Below are 14,713 nucleotides of genomic sequence, written 5' to 3' on the forward strand. Positions count from 1 at the left end.
ATAGCATGTTTATCGAAAACCAGATGTAACCTGACAGCTTCAATATAAATAACCGGCAGCTGTCAGATCTGCGTTGATGAAATTACTGCGTTTCCTTTGCTCCTCTCAAAAGCATGAGCTCGAGTATTTTCCTACACTGTTCATTGTATTCTGAGCCATCTTGGCTGTCTTTTATTTGCCGATTCACTGCTGTTAACAGCGAAAGATTGTTTATATTTACCGGGTTAGGATTTGCCCCTCGATTGAGCAGTAGGGTCATGTGCTCAAAGGCTGAGCTAAAAAAAGCATCCATTAATAAGGTTTGTTGCAAGGAGTCTCTGATATTTATATCCGCGCCATAATCCAGCATCACCTTTAACGTTTCAGTGTTCTTGGCTTTGATTGTTTGGAATACAATGGGCTCATTGAATACCTTATCTTTTGCGTTTGGCGGTAAACCGCCGTCGAGCATGGCTTTGACCCAAATCCCCTTGTCGGCTTTCATGACGAATTCCGCCGGACTGCTTCCTCCCTCTGGTCTGGGCTGCAACGGGTCTGCGCCAGCTTTAACCAGGTCGGTTATTATTTTCAGCCTTTCCGGCGTGTTTTTATCATAGATTGAGTTCAACACCGACCAAAACAGCAGGGTCATGTCTGCTTTCACTGGTCGATTCAGTTCTTCCTTGCTTATAGAGGGAAGCTTCTCATTCAGTTTCACTTCATCGCCATCATAAATCAGCTGTGCGACTTCCAATTGACGGCCTTCAAAAAAATCCTGTGGTTCATATTCCATGTTTTTTTTGCATCCTTGCATCATGAGAACAGTAAACAGTAACGCCATTGCCATTATCCACTTGCTCATATTCTCCCCCTGATGGTGGCGACATCCTCGTCTTTCTGATCTTCAATCAACTTTATTGTCTGGTCTATACCGTGTTTATCGAGCAAGGTTCCTGTCCCACCGGCAAGCGTGTGTGGTATGCCGGCGGCATCAGGCAGCGCCAGTGATGACCACTCTTTCAAGGTGAAAGGCAATGCTGTGCCCCAGGGTTTTTGCAAAGCATCGGGCAGGGCATTTTTTATAAGCTCATAGTCACTTTCGTTATTAACCTCCTGTAACGTAGTTAATAGTTCTCCCTCAACTCGATAGGCCTGTATGTTCTTGGCTGAACCAATCATTTCAGCTCCGTATTTCCCTACAGTTCCATGATGGAGCCCGGCTGCATTAAACGTCCAGGCGGGTTTTCCACTGGTCATTGATGCAGCTGAGGCCATTCCCCCGCCCAATGAATGACCAGAAATATCGACACCGGAGGAGTTCTTTACTTGTAATCCTATTTTAACCGCCTGTTTATAATAGTCTGAGCTCGTCCCCATCCCCTGAGCGCCATTATTTATCCAGTCATTCACATTTTTAATTCCTGACAAATCGCCCCTAAGGGCCTTTTTGGCGGCGCTGCCGATTCCCTCCGGGAACTCTGGCGCTCTTGATCCTCTGAACACGACCGTTGGGTTCATCTCTTTACCAAAAACAGTGCTATCAGGTTGATATACCCTTGCCAAAAAATCCGGAGATTCATCCCTGTCGAAGAGCATATTTCTGTTTAGCCCAATTTTACTCAGGGCGGCATTATCGTTACTGATATCTTTCCAACCTTCGGGAACGCCGGGAGTCTCCTTTAGCGGATTCGTGGTCTTGTAGATATTCTCCGCCAGTTTTGCCTTCTCGACGGCGACATTGTTTGCCGCCAGGCGTTCCGAGGCGATTCGGGCGTCCGGGTAGATACTCCGTTGCCCGCGGCCAATGAGGTATTTTCGCTCCTGCCAGCGTTGCGCCTTGGTCAAGGGGCCAGACACGACCGACTGTGAGGCTCTTCCACCTTGCGCCGGGATATCCGGGCCAAGGGCCGGTTTGGCCCGCGTGACTTGTGCGGGGAAGACGGACGGGCGCGCCCGGCGGCCGCCATAAGACTTCACGGCCTCTTCGTACCGCTTCACTATCCTGTCCACCGGGTAGTTGGGCTCTTGTCTCCCCTGTGGTATCAGGTAGCCGTCGATGTCGGCGTAAAATGGCCCCATCGTCGCCAACACGCCGGGCCGGGTTTCGACCGCTACGACAACGCCGCTCATCAGGTCGCTCTGCACTCTTGCGCGCAGGTTAGAGCTTATTCCGTTTTGCGTAACGCCGACTTCACGGCGGATCCGTTCGCCACCGCGAAAACCAGAAAAAAGCGACAGAATGTCATTGTCCGGCATGTATGAAAGGCCGTGACAGGCGCTGGAAGGGCTGACTATACGGGGGAATTCATCAGGCGAAATAATATCATCGGCGATATACAGCAGTTTCAAACGGGAAAACATAGCGTGTCTCTTCCTTTGCTTGCTGCGTCTTGGCCTGTTCAGGCGGGCGCTCGCACTCCTTGCACTCGATGGAGCCCTGAGGGGGCATGTTATCGAACGGCAGTCAGCGGTAGCTAACGGCGCATAGGACACCAGATAAGGGATGATAACGGCTCAGGCCAATTTGTAAAGTGGGCCAAAGGTTAACCGGAAAGTTCTTGTTTTCCAAAGGCTCCTGCGGGTTTTTAACCCCGCCGATCAAACCGATAAACCAGCGCCAACGCCAGCGCCAAAATCAGCAGCGGCGGGGCGAGGGCGGTGAAGGGCGCGTTGAGGGCGAACAGCAATCCCAGGTTGAGGACGATCTGGTAAGCGATGTAGGTCAGCAGCCCGACGATGACGCCGAGCGCTAATCGGCTGCCCATGCCGGGCGCGCGCGGGGCGGTGAAGGTAAACGGGATGGCCAGCAAAATCATCGCCAGCACCAGCAAGGGCTGGCCGAGTTTTTTCCACAGCGCCAGGCGGTATTCGGTGCTGGGCTGCCCCGAGCCTTGCAGGTAATCGATATAGCGATCCAGCTGTTGCAGCGAGAAGCTGCCCGCCGGCAGGGTCAGCTCTTTCAGGCTCGGCACGGCGAACAGCGAGCGCCACGGCAGGCTGCTTTGCCGCTCAATCGTCTCCTTTCCGCCTTGCCAGCGTTTCTGCATCACGTTGTGCAGCAGCCAGCTGCCGTCGGCGGCGGTGCTGGCGCTGTCGGCGTAAAGGTAAGATTCCAGCGCGCGGTTGGCCTGATAGCGGAAGATCTCAATGCCGTGGGGCTGGTCGTTCTCATCGACGGTTTTGACCGTCACAAACTCGTTGCCGCGCCGCGCCCACAGCGGGTTCACGGTGACGTCGTTATCGTTCGACTGCGCCAGGGCGTTGTTCTTCATCTGCAGCGCGCGTTGCTGCAGCGGCGAGGCGGCCCATTCATCGAGGGCGCCGAGTGAGAGGTTCATCAGCAGCCCGGCGGCGAGCATCACCAGCGCAATGCGGAATATCGACATCCCGGCCGAGCGGATCGCGGTCAGCTCCAGGGTTTTGGACAACTGCCCCAGCCCGACGATACCGCCGAGCAGCGCGATAAACGGCCCCAGATCGACCAGGCTGCGCGGCAGGGTCAGCACGGTCACCAGCAGCGCCTGCTGCCAGCGGTAGCCGCCCGGGGTCACGTCCTCCAGCTCGTTGATCAGCGTAAAGGTGGTGAACAGCGGGATGAGCAGCCCGGCTGCGGCGGCGAAGCCGATGAACACGTTGCGGATCAGGTAACGGCTAAAAATAGTCATCGGGAGGGTGTCCGCAGCAGGGATAAGTCCCGCGCCAGCAGCAGGGCGATGCCGACAGCCATCGCCAGCGGCACCAGCCAAACGCCGGGGATCGTCGGCACCGAGCCGTTGGCGACCAGCGTGCGGCAAATGTTGCCGCCATAGAAAATCACGGTAAACAGCACCGTCAGGGGCAGCAGCGCGGCGTAGCGGCCCTGTCGCGGTTTGATGCGGCTAAAGGGGATCGCCAGCAGCACCATCAGCACGGTGGTCAGCCCGCGACTTTCGCGCCATTGCAGTTCGGCGGCGTCACCCGGAGCGGCGGAGCGCGCCAGCTCTGCCGGCGAGGCCGACTTGTGCCGGCTCTCGGCGCTGGGCACGAACGGTTTGAGCGCGATGTCGAAGTTGTCGTAATTCTGCCCGTTGTCGTCGGTGCCCTGGCGATCCAGCACATAGGCGGTGCCGGTTTTCAGCCGCACGGCGGGGCTGGCGGGAGAGGCGTCGAGCACCTCCACCGACTGCGCGCGGTACAGGTTGGTATGATGGCCGCCGCGCACATAAATCAGGGCGTCCGTCAGGTGGTTGGCCGTTTTGTCGACGTGATTGGCGAGGATCATGCGGCCGTTGCCGCTGACGTTGAATTTGTCGGCCTGCAGGTGGCTCACGTCCAGCACCGACTGCGACTCTTGCTGCAGCTGATAGATATTGGCGTACGCCCAGGGCCTGCCATACAGCGACAGCAGCGTAACCGCTATCGCCAGCGGCACGGCCAGTATCAGCACCGCCTTATACAGCCGCAGCGGGCTGGCGCCGGCGGCCAGCATGGCGGTGATCTCCGCATCGCTGTACAGCTGGCTGAGCGCCACCGCCACCGAGACATACAGCGCGACGGGCAATATCATCTCCAGCGCGATCAGCGATTTATAGAAAACCACCTCGGCCACTACCCGCAGCGCCAGCGTGCCGTTGGCGGCGTCGGTCAGGTAGCGCTGGGCCGAGTAGCTGGCGAACATGAAGATCAGAAACCCGGCGATCATCATCACCAGGCGGCGGATCTCAACCGTGATATAGCGTTCAATTAAAGACATGCGTCATCGGCTCCCGGCGGTGTGCGCTTCATGGCGTCTCCCGGTCGATCAGGGTGCGCAGCAGGGCGATCACTTGGTCAACTTCCTGTGGGGTGAGTGCGCCATCCTTCGCCCACTGCACGCGCCCGGCCTGGTCCAGCACCACGATGGTGGAGCTCTCCTCCGGCAGCCGCCAGGCCATGCGCCCCAGCCCGTCGCTGTCGACGATGAACTGCGCCCAGGGGTAATGCCGCTTGTTTTTCTCGATCTTGCCGCGCACGAAGAAGCCGGAGCCCGGTATCGCGTCGTCGGTGTTGACGATGGTGGTCGGCTGGAAGCGATCGCCCGGCAGGTTCGCGTCCTTGACGGCGTTGATCAGCAGCGAGTTCTTCTTTTTAGCGGAGGTGCGTCCGGCGATGTACTGGATCACCCGCACCTTGCCAGCCAGCTTTGCGCTGTTCCACGGCCGGTAGCTGAAATCGCCGTTGCGCAGCAGCAGCTCGCCGCGATCGGCGATGGCGATCGGCGCCACCGGCCGGCCATGCACGAAGTTATGCGCGGATGCCGCCAGCGGCGACAGCAGCAGCGCGAGGATCAGCAAGCGGCGTAACGTCATCATGGCTCCGCGCAACGCGCTTATCTGCCCGCCGCGATGGCCGGCTGGGAAAACGACAGCGGAAAGCGCGCCAGCAGCAGTTCCAGGCGCTGGCGGATGTCGATATCCAGGATCGCCGGCCGATCATAGATATCGCCGCCGGCCAGCTTGTCCGCCACCATCACGTCATGCCGGTCGCCCATCAGGCCGTTAATCGCCGCCAGGAAGCGCGAGATCTGTCGGGCCTCGCGGTTGTCGGGATCGATCGATCTCAGCGTGTCGTAAAACGACACCTGGCGGCTGACGATTTTGCGCACGTCGTGGAACTGGTGCCCGGTCAGCGCCGGGCCGGCGATCAGCGTCTGCAGCTGGCGCATCTGTTCCTGGCGGTAGGTGATAAAGCCCTGTGCGCTTTCCAGGCGGGTGTGGCGCAGCGCATAGCGCACGTACGACCACACCGGCTTGCTGAGCAGCAGCCGCAGCAGGTTGCCGTACAGCGTCAGGTTCTTCTGGTTGCCGTTGCGAAACGCATCCTGAAAATGGCCGAGCACCACGGTGGTGGTGTGGAACAGGCGGTTGGCGCGGTGGGGCGCGCCGTACAGCTGCTGGGCGAAGCGCAGGTGCTTGTAGCGGGCGCGGATATATTTGTAGCGCATGCGGGTAGCCGCCGCCAACTGCGGGTCTTGCAGGAAACCGTTCACCAATTGCAGCAGCTCGCGGCGGGAAAAGCCGTCTTCCCAAAACTGCAGGCACAGCGCGTAGTTGTCCCGAATGCTCTCGGGGGAACACTGCAAATCAATCTGCTGCGGCAGGCTGATATTCGCCTCAACCAGGTCGTCTTCTTCCACCGCGACAAACAGCGCCTGGGTGGTTTCGGTGGAGAACTTCTTCCAGTTATCGTGAGCGGTCATTGATTACTCTCTTTGGGCACATTCAGCCCCAACATAAAGCGATTGCGGTAGGCGCCGATCGTCGGTATCAGGGATAACAGAACGTCTAAACATTGCCCCAGTAAATAAGCGAAGGCGGCGCCCTGCACGCCGAAGGCATATGCCATCGACACCAGCAGCGCAATGTAGGCCGCCGAGGCCGTCGCCTGCGCGATCAGGAAAGCGCGCTGCTTGCCTGCCATAAACAGTAAGGATTCCTGCGGGAAGCCCATCATGGAAACGATGATCGCGCCCAGCATGATTTGAATCAGGTCATAGGCTTCCAGGTATTGCTGCCCGAACACCGCGGAAATGAGCGGCTTGCCCACCAGCAGCATCAACACCGCGACGGCCAGGCCGATGCCGCCGGCCAGCAGCGAGGAGCGCAGGCCCAGCAGCCACGGGGTCTTGGTGCGCGGGTCCAGGCGCATGATCTCGGGATAGAAGCTTTTCTCCAGCAGCTTGGCCGGGGTGCCCGTCGCATCGAAGAAGGTCATGGCGATCTTGAACAGCCCGGCGGCGGCCGGCCCGAGCACCACGCCCACCAGCACGGTGGTGCAGGAGTTGCGCGCGGCCCAGATGGTGTGGGCGATGTTGGTGGTCCAGACGAAGTTCCAGGCGCCCTCGATGCGGCGCGCGACGTTGAACAGGCGCGGCCTCAGCGCGCCGTGGATATCGCGGCGGCGCAGCTCGCGCGCGGTGAACCACCAGAACAGCGTGCCGCCGATCAGGTTAGAGGCGTACCAGGTGACGATAAAGCCGGGGAATCCCAGATCGAAATAATAGGAGATGACGCTGCCCACCGCCTGCAGGAACGGCTTGATCGCCTGCTGGATGGCGATGAGATCGAAGCGGTTGAAGGCGCGCAGCACGCCGGTCGGCGTGGACGAGGTCATCGACGGGATCAGGGTGCAGTACAGCATGGCGAGCCAGAAGCTTTCGCTGTCCAGCCCCAGGGCGTGAGACAAGAACGGCAGCATGATCATGCCGCCCAGCACGGCGATGACGCCGCTGGCGATATCCAGCCCGAAGGAGAAGGCGACGACGTCGCGGAAGCGCCCGGTGTTTTGATGCTCCAGCGCTGGGGTGCCGAATTGCACCACAAACTGCCAGGTCTGGAATTTGATGAAATCGCTGACCGCTTTGGTATAGGCCTGGATCACCACCAGCACGCCGAACATTTCAGGCGACATGCCTTTACCGGCGCAGGAGAGCGCCAGCAGGCCGAGCAGCGCGCTGGCCACGCTGCCGGAGCCTAAGTAGGCGGCATTACGTAAAATGGAGCGAAATGCGCCATCGGAAAACCACCGTTTCATAACCCAAACCAGCCGTTATCGTTGTTTTGCTGCATCTTGTGTTCCGCTGTCATGCGCTTGCCCTGTATGCGTTTAATAAACCTGAGTTTCTTCGCCGGCGTTTTCGCCGGGTTGCCCGATGTCGCTCTGTGGGCGCTTCACGGGGGGCACCACGGCCGAAATGGCGTTGAGCGCGTTGCTCAGCACCTCGTCGTAAGGGGCTCTGGCGTCCAGCTCGATGATGCGCGCGCCGTTGTACTGCAGGCGCACCATGGCGGAAATCTTGTCTTTCAGCTCTTCATAGCTGTGATCGGGCTTACGGGAAAACGCCGTATCGACGTCGATATCGAGGCGAATGATCAGCGCCGGCCGATAGACGGCCATGCGTTGATATAAACGGCGTTCGCGCGCCGCCAGGCGGCTCAATAGCCAGCCTTTTGCGCGCTCCACGCCGATACCGGGCCCGTCGTAGTAAAAACCAGAAATTTCCGCCTGCGGGTAGCGATCGCTGATCACCAGCACGCCGCTCTGCGCCAGTCGCCGCACCTTGCGCAGGTTGGAGGCGCGCCATAGCGAGAAACCGTACATGATCAGCGCCGCCCACAGCGCCGGCGGCCTGTTGCTCATGCGCTGGGTTTTATCGGATTTGGCCGCCAGGCGCCGTTCCAGCCATACGCCGATGAACGGCAATTTCTTGATTTTGTCGCCGTCTTCGCCGGAGATCAGCCCCAAATAGCGCCGCTGCGTGGGGCGATGCTGCTGCAGGTTTTTCACCAGATCGGCGGTCAGCGTGGACTTGCCGGTGCCGTCGCTGCCCACCACGGCAATCAGCCCGCTAATGCAGCTGGAAGAGGTATCCTGTTCGGCGGTGAGTTTATTTTTTTTCATCTGTTTCGGTACGAAAAGGTTATTTGTCGGCTAGGCATTGGCGGCCCTCAGCGATATTTTAACGGCGCGCAGCGATTCATCGAAAATACGGTTGGCCGGCTCGCGGCCGTCTAAATCCAATATGTTAGCGCCGTTAAACGTCAGGTGCGGGATGACGGCGATCTTTTCACGCAACGCCGCCAGCGAGTGATCGGGTTTGCGTGAATAGGCCGTTTGTTCGTCAATATCCAGCCGAATTAATAATAAGGGCTGATAAGACGCCATCCATTGGTACAGGTTTTGTTCGCGCTTTCTCAGCCAGCGGATCCAGCGATTGCCGCCGGCGGTTTTCGCCAGCTGCGGGCCATCAAAACGAAACCCCGCCACTTCGGCCTGCGGATAACGATCGGTGATCAGTAATGCGCCGCTGCGGCTTTTCTTCAGCATGCGACGGAATTTATAAACGCGCCAATAGGAGAGTAAAAAAATCACCAGCGCCGTGGCATTATCCGGCGGCGTGGAAGGGCGCTCATGCACGCGCTGCGACTTCTTCAGCAAATAACGCCCGAAAGGCGCGCCAATAATCGGCAGCGAACTGATCCATTCGCCGATACGCCCGGAGGACTGGCCGAGATAAAGCAGTTCGGCAGGTTCTTGTGGCGATAAGGCGTTGACCAGGCTGGCGGCTAACGTGGATTTTCCCGAGCCGTCACAGCCGGTTATCGCTATTACGCGCACGGGCGAGCGATCAGATGAAGGTCTTATCTGCTGACTCACAATAATTGATCCAATGCGAAAAAAACTATTGTATTCCAATACGCCTTGGGTTCAAGATATTTATTGTGCTTTGCTGCGATAAAATAATGAGATTGCTATTCCTGTTCGCTATTTGAATTGATATTTATGGCGTTCGTTCTTGTTATTTTGTGCTAATTGTTGGTGCGTGAGCCTGTTTCGCTTTTTATGTTAATTTCCGGCCAGGCTCATGGCGAAAAAAGAGCAGAGGTTTTCAATTTTCGCTTAATATTTTGTGCTTTTTTGGCGTCGCGTTACGGCAAATTTTTTTCACGCGGCCGCCACGGCAATGATAAGCGGTAGTTCGCTTCAAATATGGCACGCCGTTTCTGGTGTATTGAAAGAGAGTCTTATTATGAGTGCAAAATTTCCGCCGCTGATTGCGGTTATCGGCAGCGACGGATCGGGTAAGTCCACCGTTTGTGAACATCTGATCGCGTATATGAAACATTATGGCCCGGCGGTGCAGGTGCATCTGGGCAAACAGGCGGGCAACGTCGGCCGCGCGGCGGCGAAATTGCCGCTGCTCGGGCGCTCGGTGGGCAAGGCTATCGAGAGCAATACCAAAAAAGTCAAAACGAAAAAATCCCGGATTGGCCTGCTGCCGTCGGCGGTGATCATCGCTTTTGTGGGGCGGCGGCTGCTGCGTTTTCGCCGCATGCTGGCGTATCGTCGGCAAGGGTTCATCGTGTTGACCGACCGTTTTCCGCAGGCGCAAATCCCCGGCGCTTACGACGGCACGGTTTTTCCCGTCGACGTTGAAGGGAGCCGTTTCGTCCGTTGGCTGGCGGCGCGCGAGCGGGCGGCGTTTCAATGGATGGCGGGGCAAAAACCGGATCTGGTGCTCAAGCTGAATGTCAGTCTGGACGTAGCCTGCGCGCGCAAACCCGATCACCGCAAAGCGGCGCTGGAGAAGAAAATCGCCGTCACGCCGTTATTGACGTTCGAAGGCGCCGACATCGTGGATCTCGATGCCGATCGGCCGATCGGGGAGGTGCTTTCGGCGGCGGAAAAAGCCATCGCGGAATTTATGGCGGCGCAGGGTTATCGCTATTCGGCTGATGGGGTATCAACGGCTGCGCACTGAGGTGCGCATTCGTTCGGCAGGGCGGCGATGCCATGTTCGGCACCGCTGCCGCGGCCGAGAGGGAAAGGCTTTATTTTTTCAGCGCCGCAAAGGCGCGCACGATGGTGTCTATTTCTTCATCGCTGTGCGCGGCATTGACGCTGCAGCGCAGCAGGGTGACGCCCGCCGGCGCGGCCGGTGGCAGCACCAGGTTTACATATACGCCGTGGGCGATCAGCTCGCGCCAGAAACGCAACCCTTCTTCCTTTGAGCCGATCATCACCGGCACCACCGGGCTGATGCGCGGCCCCAGGGTATACCCCAGCTCGGCGAGGCCGTGGTACAGGCGGTGCGCGTTGCTCCACAGCTTTTCCCGCAGTTCGGGATGGCGGGCGATTTTCTGCAGCGCCGTGCGCACCGACGCGATGCTGGACGGCGACGGCGATGCGGTAAAGATATACGGCCGGCTGCTGTAGCGCAGCACGTCCATCCCCTTGCCGCCGACGGCGAAACCGCCGATCGAAGCCAGGCTTTTGCTGAAGGTGCCCAGGATGATATCCACGTCTTGCTCGACGCCCAGCGCTTCGGCCAGGCCGCGGCCGTGCTCGCCCATCACGCCGAAGGAGTGCGCTTCGTCGACCAGCAGATACCCGCCGAGCCGCCGCTTGATGTCGACGATTTCCACCAGCGGGGCGACGTCGCCCAGCATGCTGTAGATGCCTTCCACGATAATGATCGCCTCGCGGGCCCGTTCGCCCAGGCGCACCATGCGGCGCTCCAGATCGGCGGCGTCATTGTGGCGGAAGCGAATAATCTCCGCGCCGCCAAGGGCGCAGGCGTCGTAAATGCTCGCGTGGCTGTCCGCGTCGATCAACACCACGGAACCTGGCCCCGCCAGCGTGCTGATGACGCCCAGGTTGGCGGTGTAGCCGGTGGAGAACACGATGGCGCTCGGGCGATCGAAGAATTCCGCCAGCTCCCGTTCCAGCGTCAGGTGCGATCCGTAGCTGCCGTTCGCCATGCGCGAGCCGGTGGTGCCGGTGCCGAGCGCGGCCAGGGCCGCCTGGCCTGCGGCGATTGCCTGCGCATCGAACGTCAGGCCAAGGTAATTATTGGTGCCGGCGAGGACAATCTTTTGATCGCCGATGCGGCCCTGGGTGGCGGAATAGACTTCGTCGATGCAGGTGCCGAACGGATTCAGACCGGACGTTTGAAATTGTTCACGGTCATTGGCAAGCCGCGCAAACTTATCATACAGTCCCATGGTTTTTCTCCAGGTAAGGGCGCAGCGCGTCAAGCAGTTGCTCAGGCGTTCTGACATCAAGCAATATATTGATAGGAATGGAGATATCCAATTCATCTTCCAGCATCATCAGCAGATCCAGGACTCTGATGGATTCCAGGCCAAGATCATTGACGAGATCGCTATCAGGTTTTATTTCCACTCCGCCTTCGACGATACCTTGCAAACACGTCAGGATATAATCCATTACAGCATCGCGATTTAGCATAAGAACGTTGACACACCTCTATTGGGAATAATTAAAACAGCCCTTCGCGCAGCGCGCGCTCCAAACTTACCTGTGGAAACCAATTAATCTGTTGCGACAGCGCGTGATTACTGGCGGACCAGTCGTGATGGGTTAATTCGCGTATTTTGCTGCGCGTCAGCATCGGCTCTTGTTTCACCAGGTGGTTCCACACCACGCTGATATCCGCCAGGGCTTTCAGCAGCGGCAGCGGAATGCCCACCAGGCGTACCGGCCCGTGACGCACGGCGGCGCCGATGTCCCGCAGGCGCAGCCAGTTATAGCCCTCGGCCACGCCGTCGCACAGTTCGTAAATATTTGGCTGTGCGGGTTCGGCCTGTACCCATTGGCTGACCGCCTTGGCCAAATCGCTCACGTGCAGAAAAGAGAGCCTGGCATCGGGCGCACCCAGCCGGGGCAGTACGCCGCGCAGCAGGCCGTTGAACAGCGGTTTCAGCTCTTTATCGCCGGGCCCGTAAACCGCCGTCGGGCGGAAAATCCCCAGCGCGATATCGCCCGTGGCGGCGATGAGTTGCTGCTCGGCGGCCTGTTTTGAATGGGCATACCAGGACAGCGCCGGATGGCGGGCCGCCAGCGACGACATGAACAAAAAGCGATGGCAGCGGCCGTTCTGCCTGGCCGCCTGCATCAGGTTCAGGCTGCCGGTGACGTTGCAGCGGGTGAACACCGCTTCCGCATGCCCGCGCACCTGGCCCGCACAATGCACGACGCACTCCGCGTCGCGCACCAGCTCGGTGAGCGAGGGCCGATCTTCCAACGCGCCGGGGATCCACTGCAGGTTGTCGATGGCGGCTTTTCCGGCTTGCCGCGTCAGGGCGCGCACGTTGAACCCTTGCGCCAGCAGTTCCTGGACGATATGCCGGCCGATAAAGCCGGTCGCGCCCGTCACCGCCACGGTGCCGCTCATTGCGCGAAACCGGCCAGCTGCGGCATTTGCGGGTAGAGCGAAGCGCTCAGCCAGCGTTTTTTGGCCTCCGCGCGCGCGGGTTTGCCCGACGACGTGCGGGGAATGCTGTGCGGCGGCAGCAGCTCGATGTCCACCGCAATGCCGAACTCACTTTGAATGCGGGCGCTCAGCGAATGCACGATTTGTTCCCGGCGTTCTTCCGAGCTGACTCGGCACTGGATTTGCAAAATGATCCTGGCCGCTTCGTCGTGCTCTTCGGCTACGAAGGCAATCGCATCGCCGGAACGGATTTCCGGTTCGGATTCCGCGACGTACTCAATGTCCTGCGGCCAGATATTGCGGCCGCGAATGATGATCAAATCCTTCTTGCGGCCGGTGACGTACAGATAGCCGTCCAGCAGGTAGCCCAGATCGCCGGTGTCCATCCAGCCGGTCACCTGAATTTGCTGCTGGGACTCGTCGTCACAGAAATAACCGTTCATCAGGCTGGGGCCGGAGATCGTGATATGGCCGACCTGGCGTTCCGGCAACGGTTGCCCGGTTTCGCTGCGGATCTCGATGCGGTGGCCGGGCAGCGCTCGGCCGCAGTTGACGAAGGTCGAGATGGCACGGGTCTTCTTGCCGGGCGCGACCGCTTTACCCTCGTACTCCAAAATATCGCGATCGACCGCATTGGTTTGCGGGCCGGAGCAAGGGTCGGAAAAGCTTACCGCCAGGGTGTTCTCGGCCAGGCCATAGCACGGCATGAAGGCTTTGCTGTCGAAGTTGATGCTGCTGAAGTGTTCGCCGAACTGGCCGAGCAGCTCGGCCGGGATCGGCTCGGCGCCTACGCCTGCAACCCGCCAGCTGGAAAGATCCAGATCGGCCAGCTCTTTGGCGTTGCTGCGGCGCAGGCACAGATCGTAGCCGAACGGCGGGGCGACGGACACCGTGCCGCGATTTTTGGCGATCAGTTTCAGCCATTGCATCGGGCGCATGGCGAAATCTTGCGTGCGCAAATAATCGACGGACAGCTGGGTTGCCACCGGCGTGAGCAGGAAACCGACCAGGCCCATATCGTGATAGAAGGGCAGCCACGAAACGCAGCGGTCGCCCGCGCGCAGCTTGATCCCGTCGCGGCTGATCGCGTTCAGGTTCGCCATCGCCGCCCGCTGGGTGATGATCACGCCGCGCGGAAAGCGGGTGCTGCCGGAGGTGTATTGGAGATAGGCGATGTCGTCGGGCGAGGGCGCGGGCAACGCGATCTCCGGCTCCGGCAAGGCGTTAAAATCCTCGTCGCTGAGGATGTGCGGCGCCGAGGTGTTTTCCGTGGCCGACGCGATCAGCGGCGCCCACTCTTCGCTGCTGACGATCGCCGCGGGGTTGCAGCTGGCGATCAGCCCTTTCAGTTTGGCGGTGTAGGAGTCGCGTTGGCCCACGCCCATCGGGATCGCCAACGGCACCGCCACCAGGCCGGCGTATTGGCAAGCGAAAAAGGCTTCGACGAATCCTGCGCTGGTTTCGGCGATAAGCGCCACGCGATCGCCTTTCTTGAGTTTCAGGGACAATAAACGCCGCGCGCCCGAGATCGCTTTTTGCTGTAGCGTGCGATATTCGAGAACGGTCACGAGTTGATTGCGACGGTCGTAAAAATTCATTCCCGTATTGCCCAGCGCCGCGTAATCCAACGCGTCCACTAAGGTGGGGAAGTCCGCATAGCGCATGGGAAGAGAATGAACGGAACTTGTTTCAGACATAGACAAACTTAGCCATAGATTAAAAATCACCAAAAGAGAAAATCACTCTTGGCGAGATAATTGATGTTTTACTATGAATAGGTTTTGAATAAGTTTGTTATTCAACCATCTTCATTCCGCGAACAGCGTATATTGCCGTGCTTGAGGGCACGCCGGTTATTAACCGGTCAGAGCGTGAGTAGCCCGTGTTATCAGCCTTGAGCGGCACCCTGGCGATATACGAGAGACTATTGTAATATCCGGGCTGCGCCGTTCTTTAGTCTGCATCTGTCGGGCAGGAAAT

General features: G+C 59.0%; 14 protein-coding genes. 1 reads left to right on the forward strand and 13 read right to left on the reverse strand.

Annotation, left to right across the window (positions count from 1 at the left end; translation table 11 throughout):
• Window positions 1-82 precede the first annotated feature (82 nt).
• The 9 genes from ACUTSC_RS12545 to ACUTSC_RS12585 form a co-directional block, all read right to left on the reverse strand.
• Window positions 83-841 (reverse strand): ankyrin repeat domain-containing protein, encoded by a 759-nt coding sequence (locus ACUTSC_RS12545; protein WP_197768094.1) that lies wholly within the window; start codon window positions 839-841, stop codon window positions 83-85.
• Window positions 838-2,340 (reverse strand): phospholipase, encoded by a 1,503-nt coding sequence (locus tag ACUTSC_RS12550; protein WP_197768093.1) that lies wholly within the window; start codon window positions 2,338-2,340, stop codon window positions 838-840. Before ACUTSC_RS12550 ends, ACUTSC_RS12545 begins: the two co-directional genes overlap by 4 nt.
• Before the next feature lie 224 nt (window positions 2,341-2,564).
• Window positions 2,565-3,644, reverse strand: a complete 1,080-nt coding sequence (lptG, locus tag ACUTSC_RS12555) for an LPS export ABC transporter permease LptG (RefSeq protein ID WP_197773902.1) — start codon at window positions 3,642-3,644, stop codon at window positions 2,565-2,567.
• Window positions 3,641-4,711 (reverse strand): LPS export ABC transporter permease LptF, encoded by a 1,071-nt coding sequence (gene lptF / locus ACUTSC_RS12560; protein ID WP_445653349.1) that lies wholly within the window; start codon window positions 4,709-4,711, stop codon window positions 3,641-3,643. Before lptF ends, lptG begins: the two co-directional genes overlap by 4 nt.
• A gap of 28 nt (window positions 4,712-4,739) precedes the next feature.
• Entirely contained in the window at window positions 4,740-5,306 is a 567-nt protein-coding gene (locus tag ACUTSC_RS12565) for a YtfJ family protein (RefSeq protein ID WP_197773921.1), read from the reverse strand.
• Between the two features lie 20 nt (window positions 5,307-5,326).
• The gene (locus ACUTSC_RS12570) at window positions 5,327-6,196 is read right to left on the reverse strand and encodes a hypothetical protein (protein ID WP_197773900.1); all 870 of its coding nucleotides are present in this window, start codon (window positions 6,194-6,196) and stop codon (window positions 5,327-5,329) included.
• Window positions 6,193-7,530 (reverse strand): lipopolysaccharide biosynthesis protein, encoded by a 1,338-nt coding sequence (locus tag ACUTSC_RS12575; RefSeq protein WP_004935553.1) that lies wholly within the window; start codon window positions 7,528-7,530, stop codon window positions 6,193-6,195. Before ACUTSC_RS12575 ends, ACUTSC_RS12570 begins: the two co-directional genes overlap by 4 nt.
• A gap of 72 nt (window positions 7,531-7,602) precedes the next feature.
• Window positions 7,603-8,397: a hypothetical protein gene (locus ACUTSC_RS12580; protein ID WP_197768089.1), complete on the reverse strand. Its 795-nt coding sequence runs from the start codon at window positions 8,395-8,397 to the stop codon at window positions 7,603-7,605.
• 30 nt (window positions 8,398-8,427) lie between these two features.
• Window positions 8,428-9,153: a hypothetical protein gene (locus ACUTSC_RS12585; RefSeq protein ID WP_126191971.1), complete on the reverse strand. Its 726-nt coding sequence runs from the start codon at window positions 9,151-9,153 to the stop codon at window positions 8,428-8,430.
• 373 nt (window positions 9,154-9,526) lie between these two features.
• On the opposite strand from ACUTSC_RS12585, the gene ACUTSC_RS12590 reads away from it, so the two are divergent.
• Entirely contained in the window at window positions 9,527-10,258 is a 732-nt protein-coding gene (locus ACUTSC_RS12590) for an ATP-binding protein (RefSeq protein ID WP_049213238.1), read from the forward strand.
• Between the two features lie 70 nt (window positions 10,259-10,328).
• Here ACUTSC_RS12590 and spt read toward each other — a convergent pair whose 3' ends face one another.
• Genes spt through ACUTSC_RS12610 form a run of 4 tightly spaced genes read right to left on the reverse strand, consistent with a single transcriptional unit; the run spans window position 10,329 to window position 14,430 of the window.
• Window positions 10,329-11,501, reverse strand: a complete 1,173-nt coding sequence (spt, locus tag ACUTSC_RS12595; protein WP_087763182.1) for a serine palmitoyltransferase — start codon at window positions 11,499-11,501, stop codon at window positions 10,329-10,331.
• Window positions 11,488-11,748 carry an acyl carrier protein gene (locus tag ACUTSC_RS12600; RefSeq protein WP_015378483.1) on the reverse strand — a complete coding sequence of 87 codons (261 nt, stop codon included), beginning with the start codon at window positions 11,746-11,748 and terminating at the stop codon, window positions 11,488-11,490. The genes spt and ACUTSC_RS12600 overlap by 14 nt, the downstream gene beginning before the upstream one ends.
• A gap of 31 nt (window positions 11,749-11,779) precedes the next feature.
• Window positions 11,780-12,694, reverse strand: coding sequence for an NAD-dependent epimerase/dehydratase family protein (locus tag ACUTSC_RS12605; protein WP_197768088.1), 915 nt, complete (start codon window positions 12,692-12,694; stop codon window positions 11,780-11,782).
• Window positions 12,691-14,430: a fatty acyl-AMP ligase gene (locus ACUTSC_RS12610; RefSeq protein ID WP_197768087.1), complete on the reverse strand. Its 1,740-nt coding sequence runs from the start codon at window positions 14,428-14,430 to the stop codon at window positions 12,691-12,693. Before ACUTSC_RS12610 ends, ACUTSC_RS12605 begins: the two co-directional genes overlap by 4 nt.
• Between the last annotated feature and the right edge of the window lie 283 nt (window positions 14,431-14,713).

The sequence above is a fragment of the Serratia sp. TSA_105.2 genome (assembly GCF_052692115.1).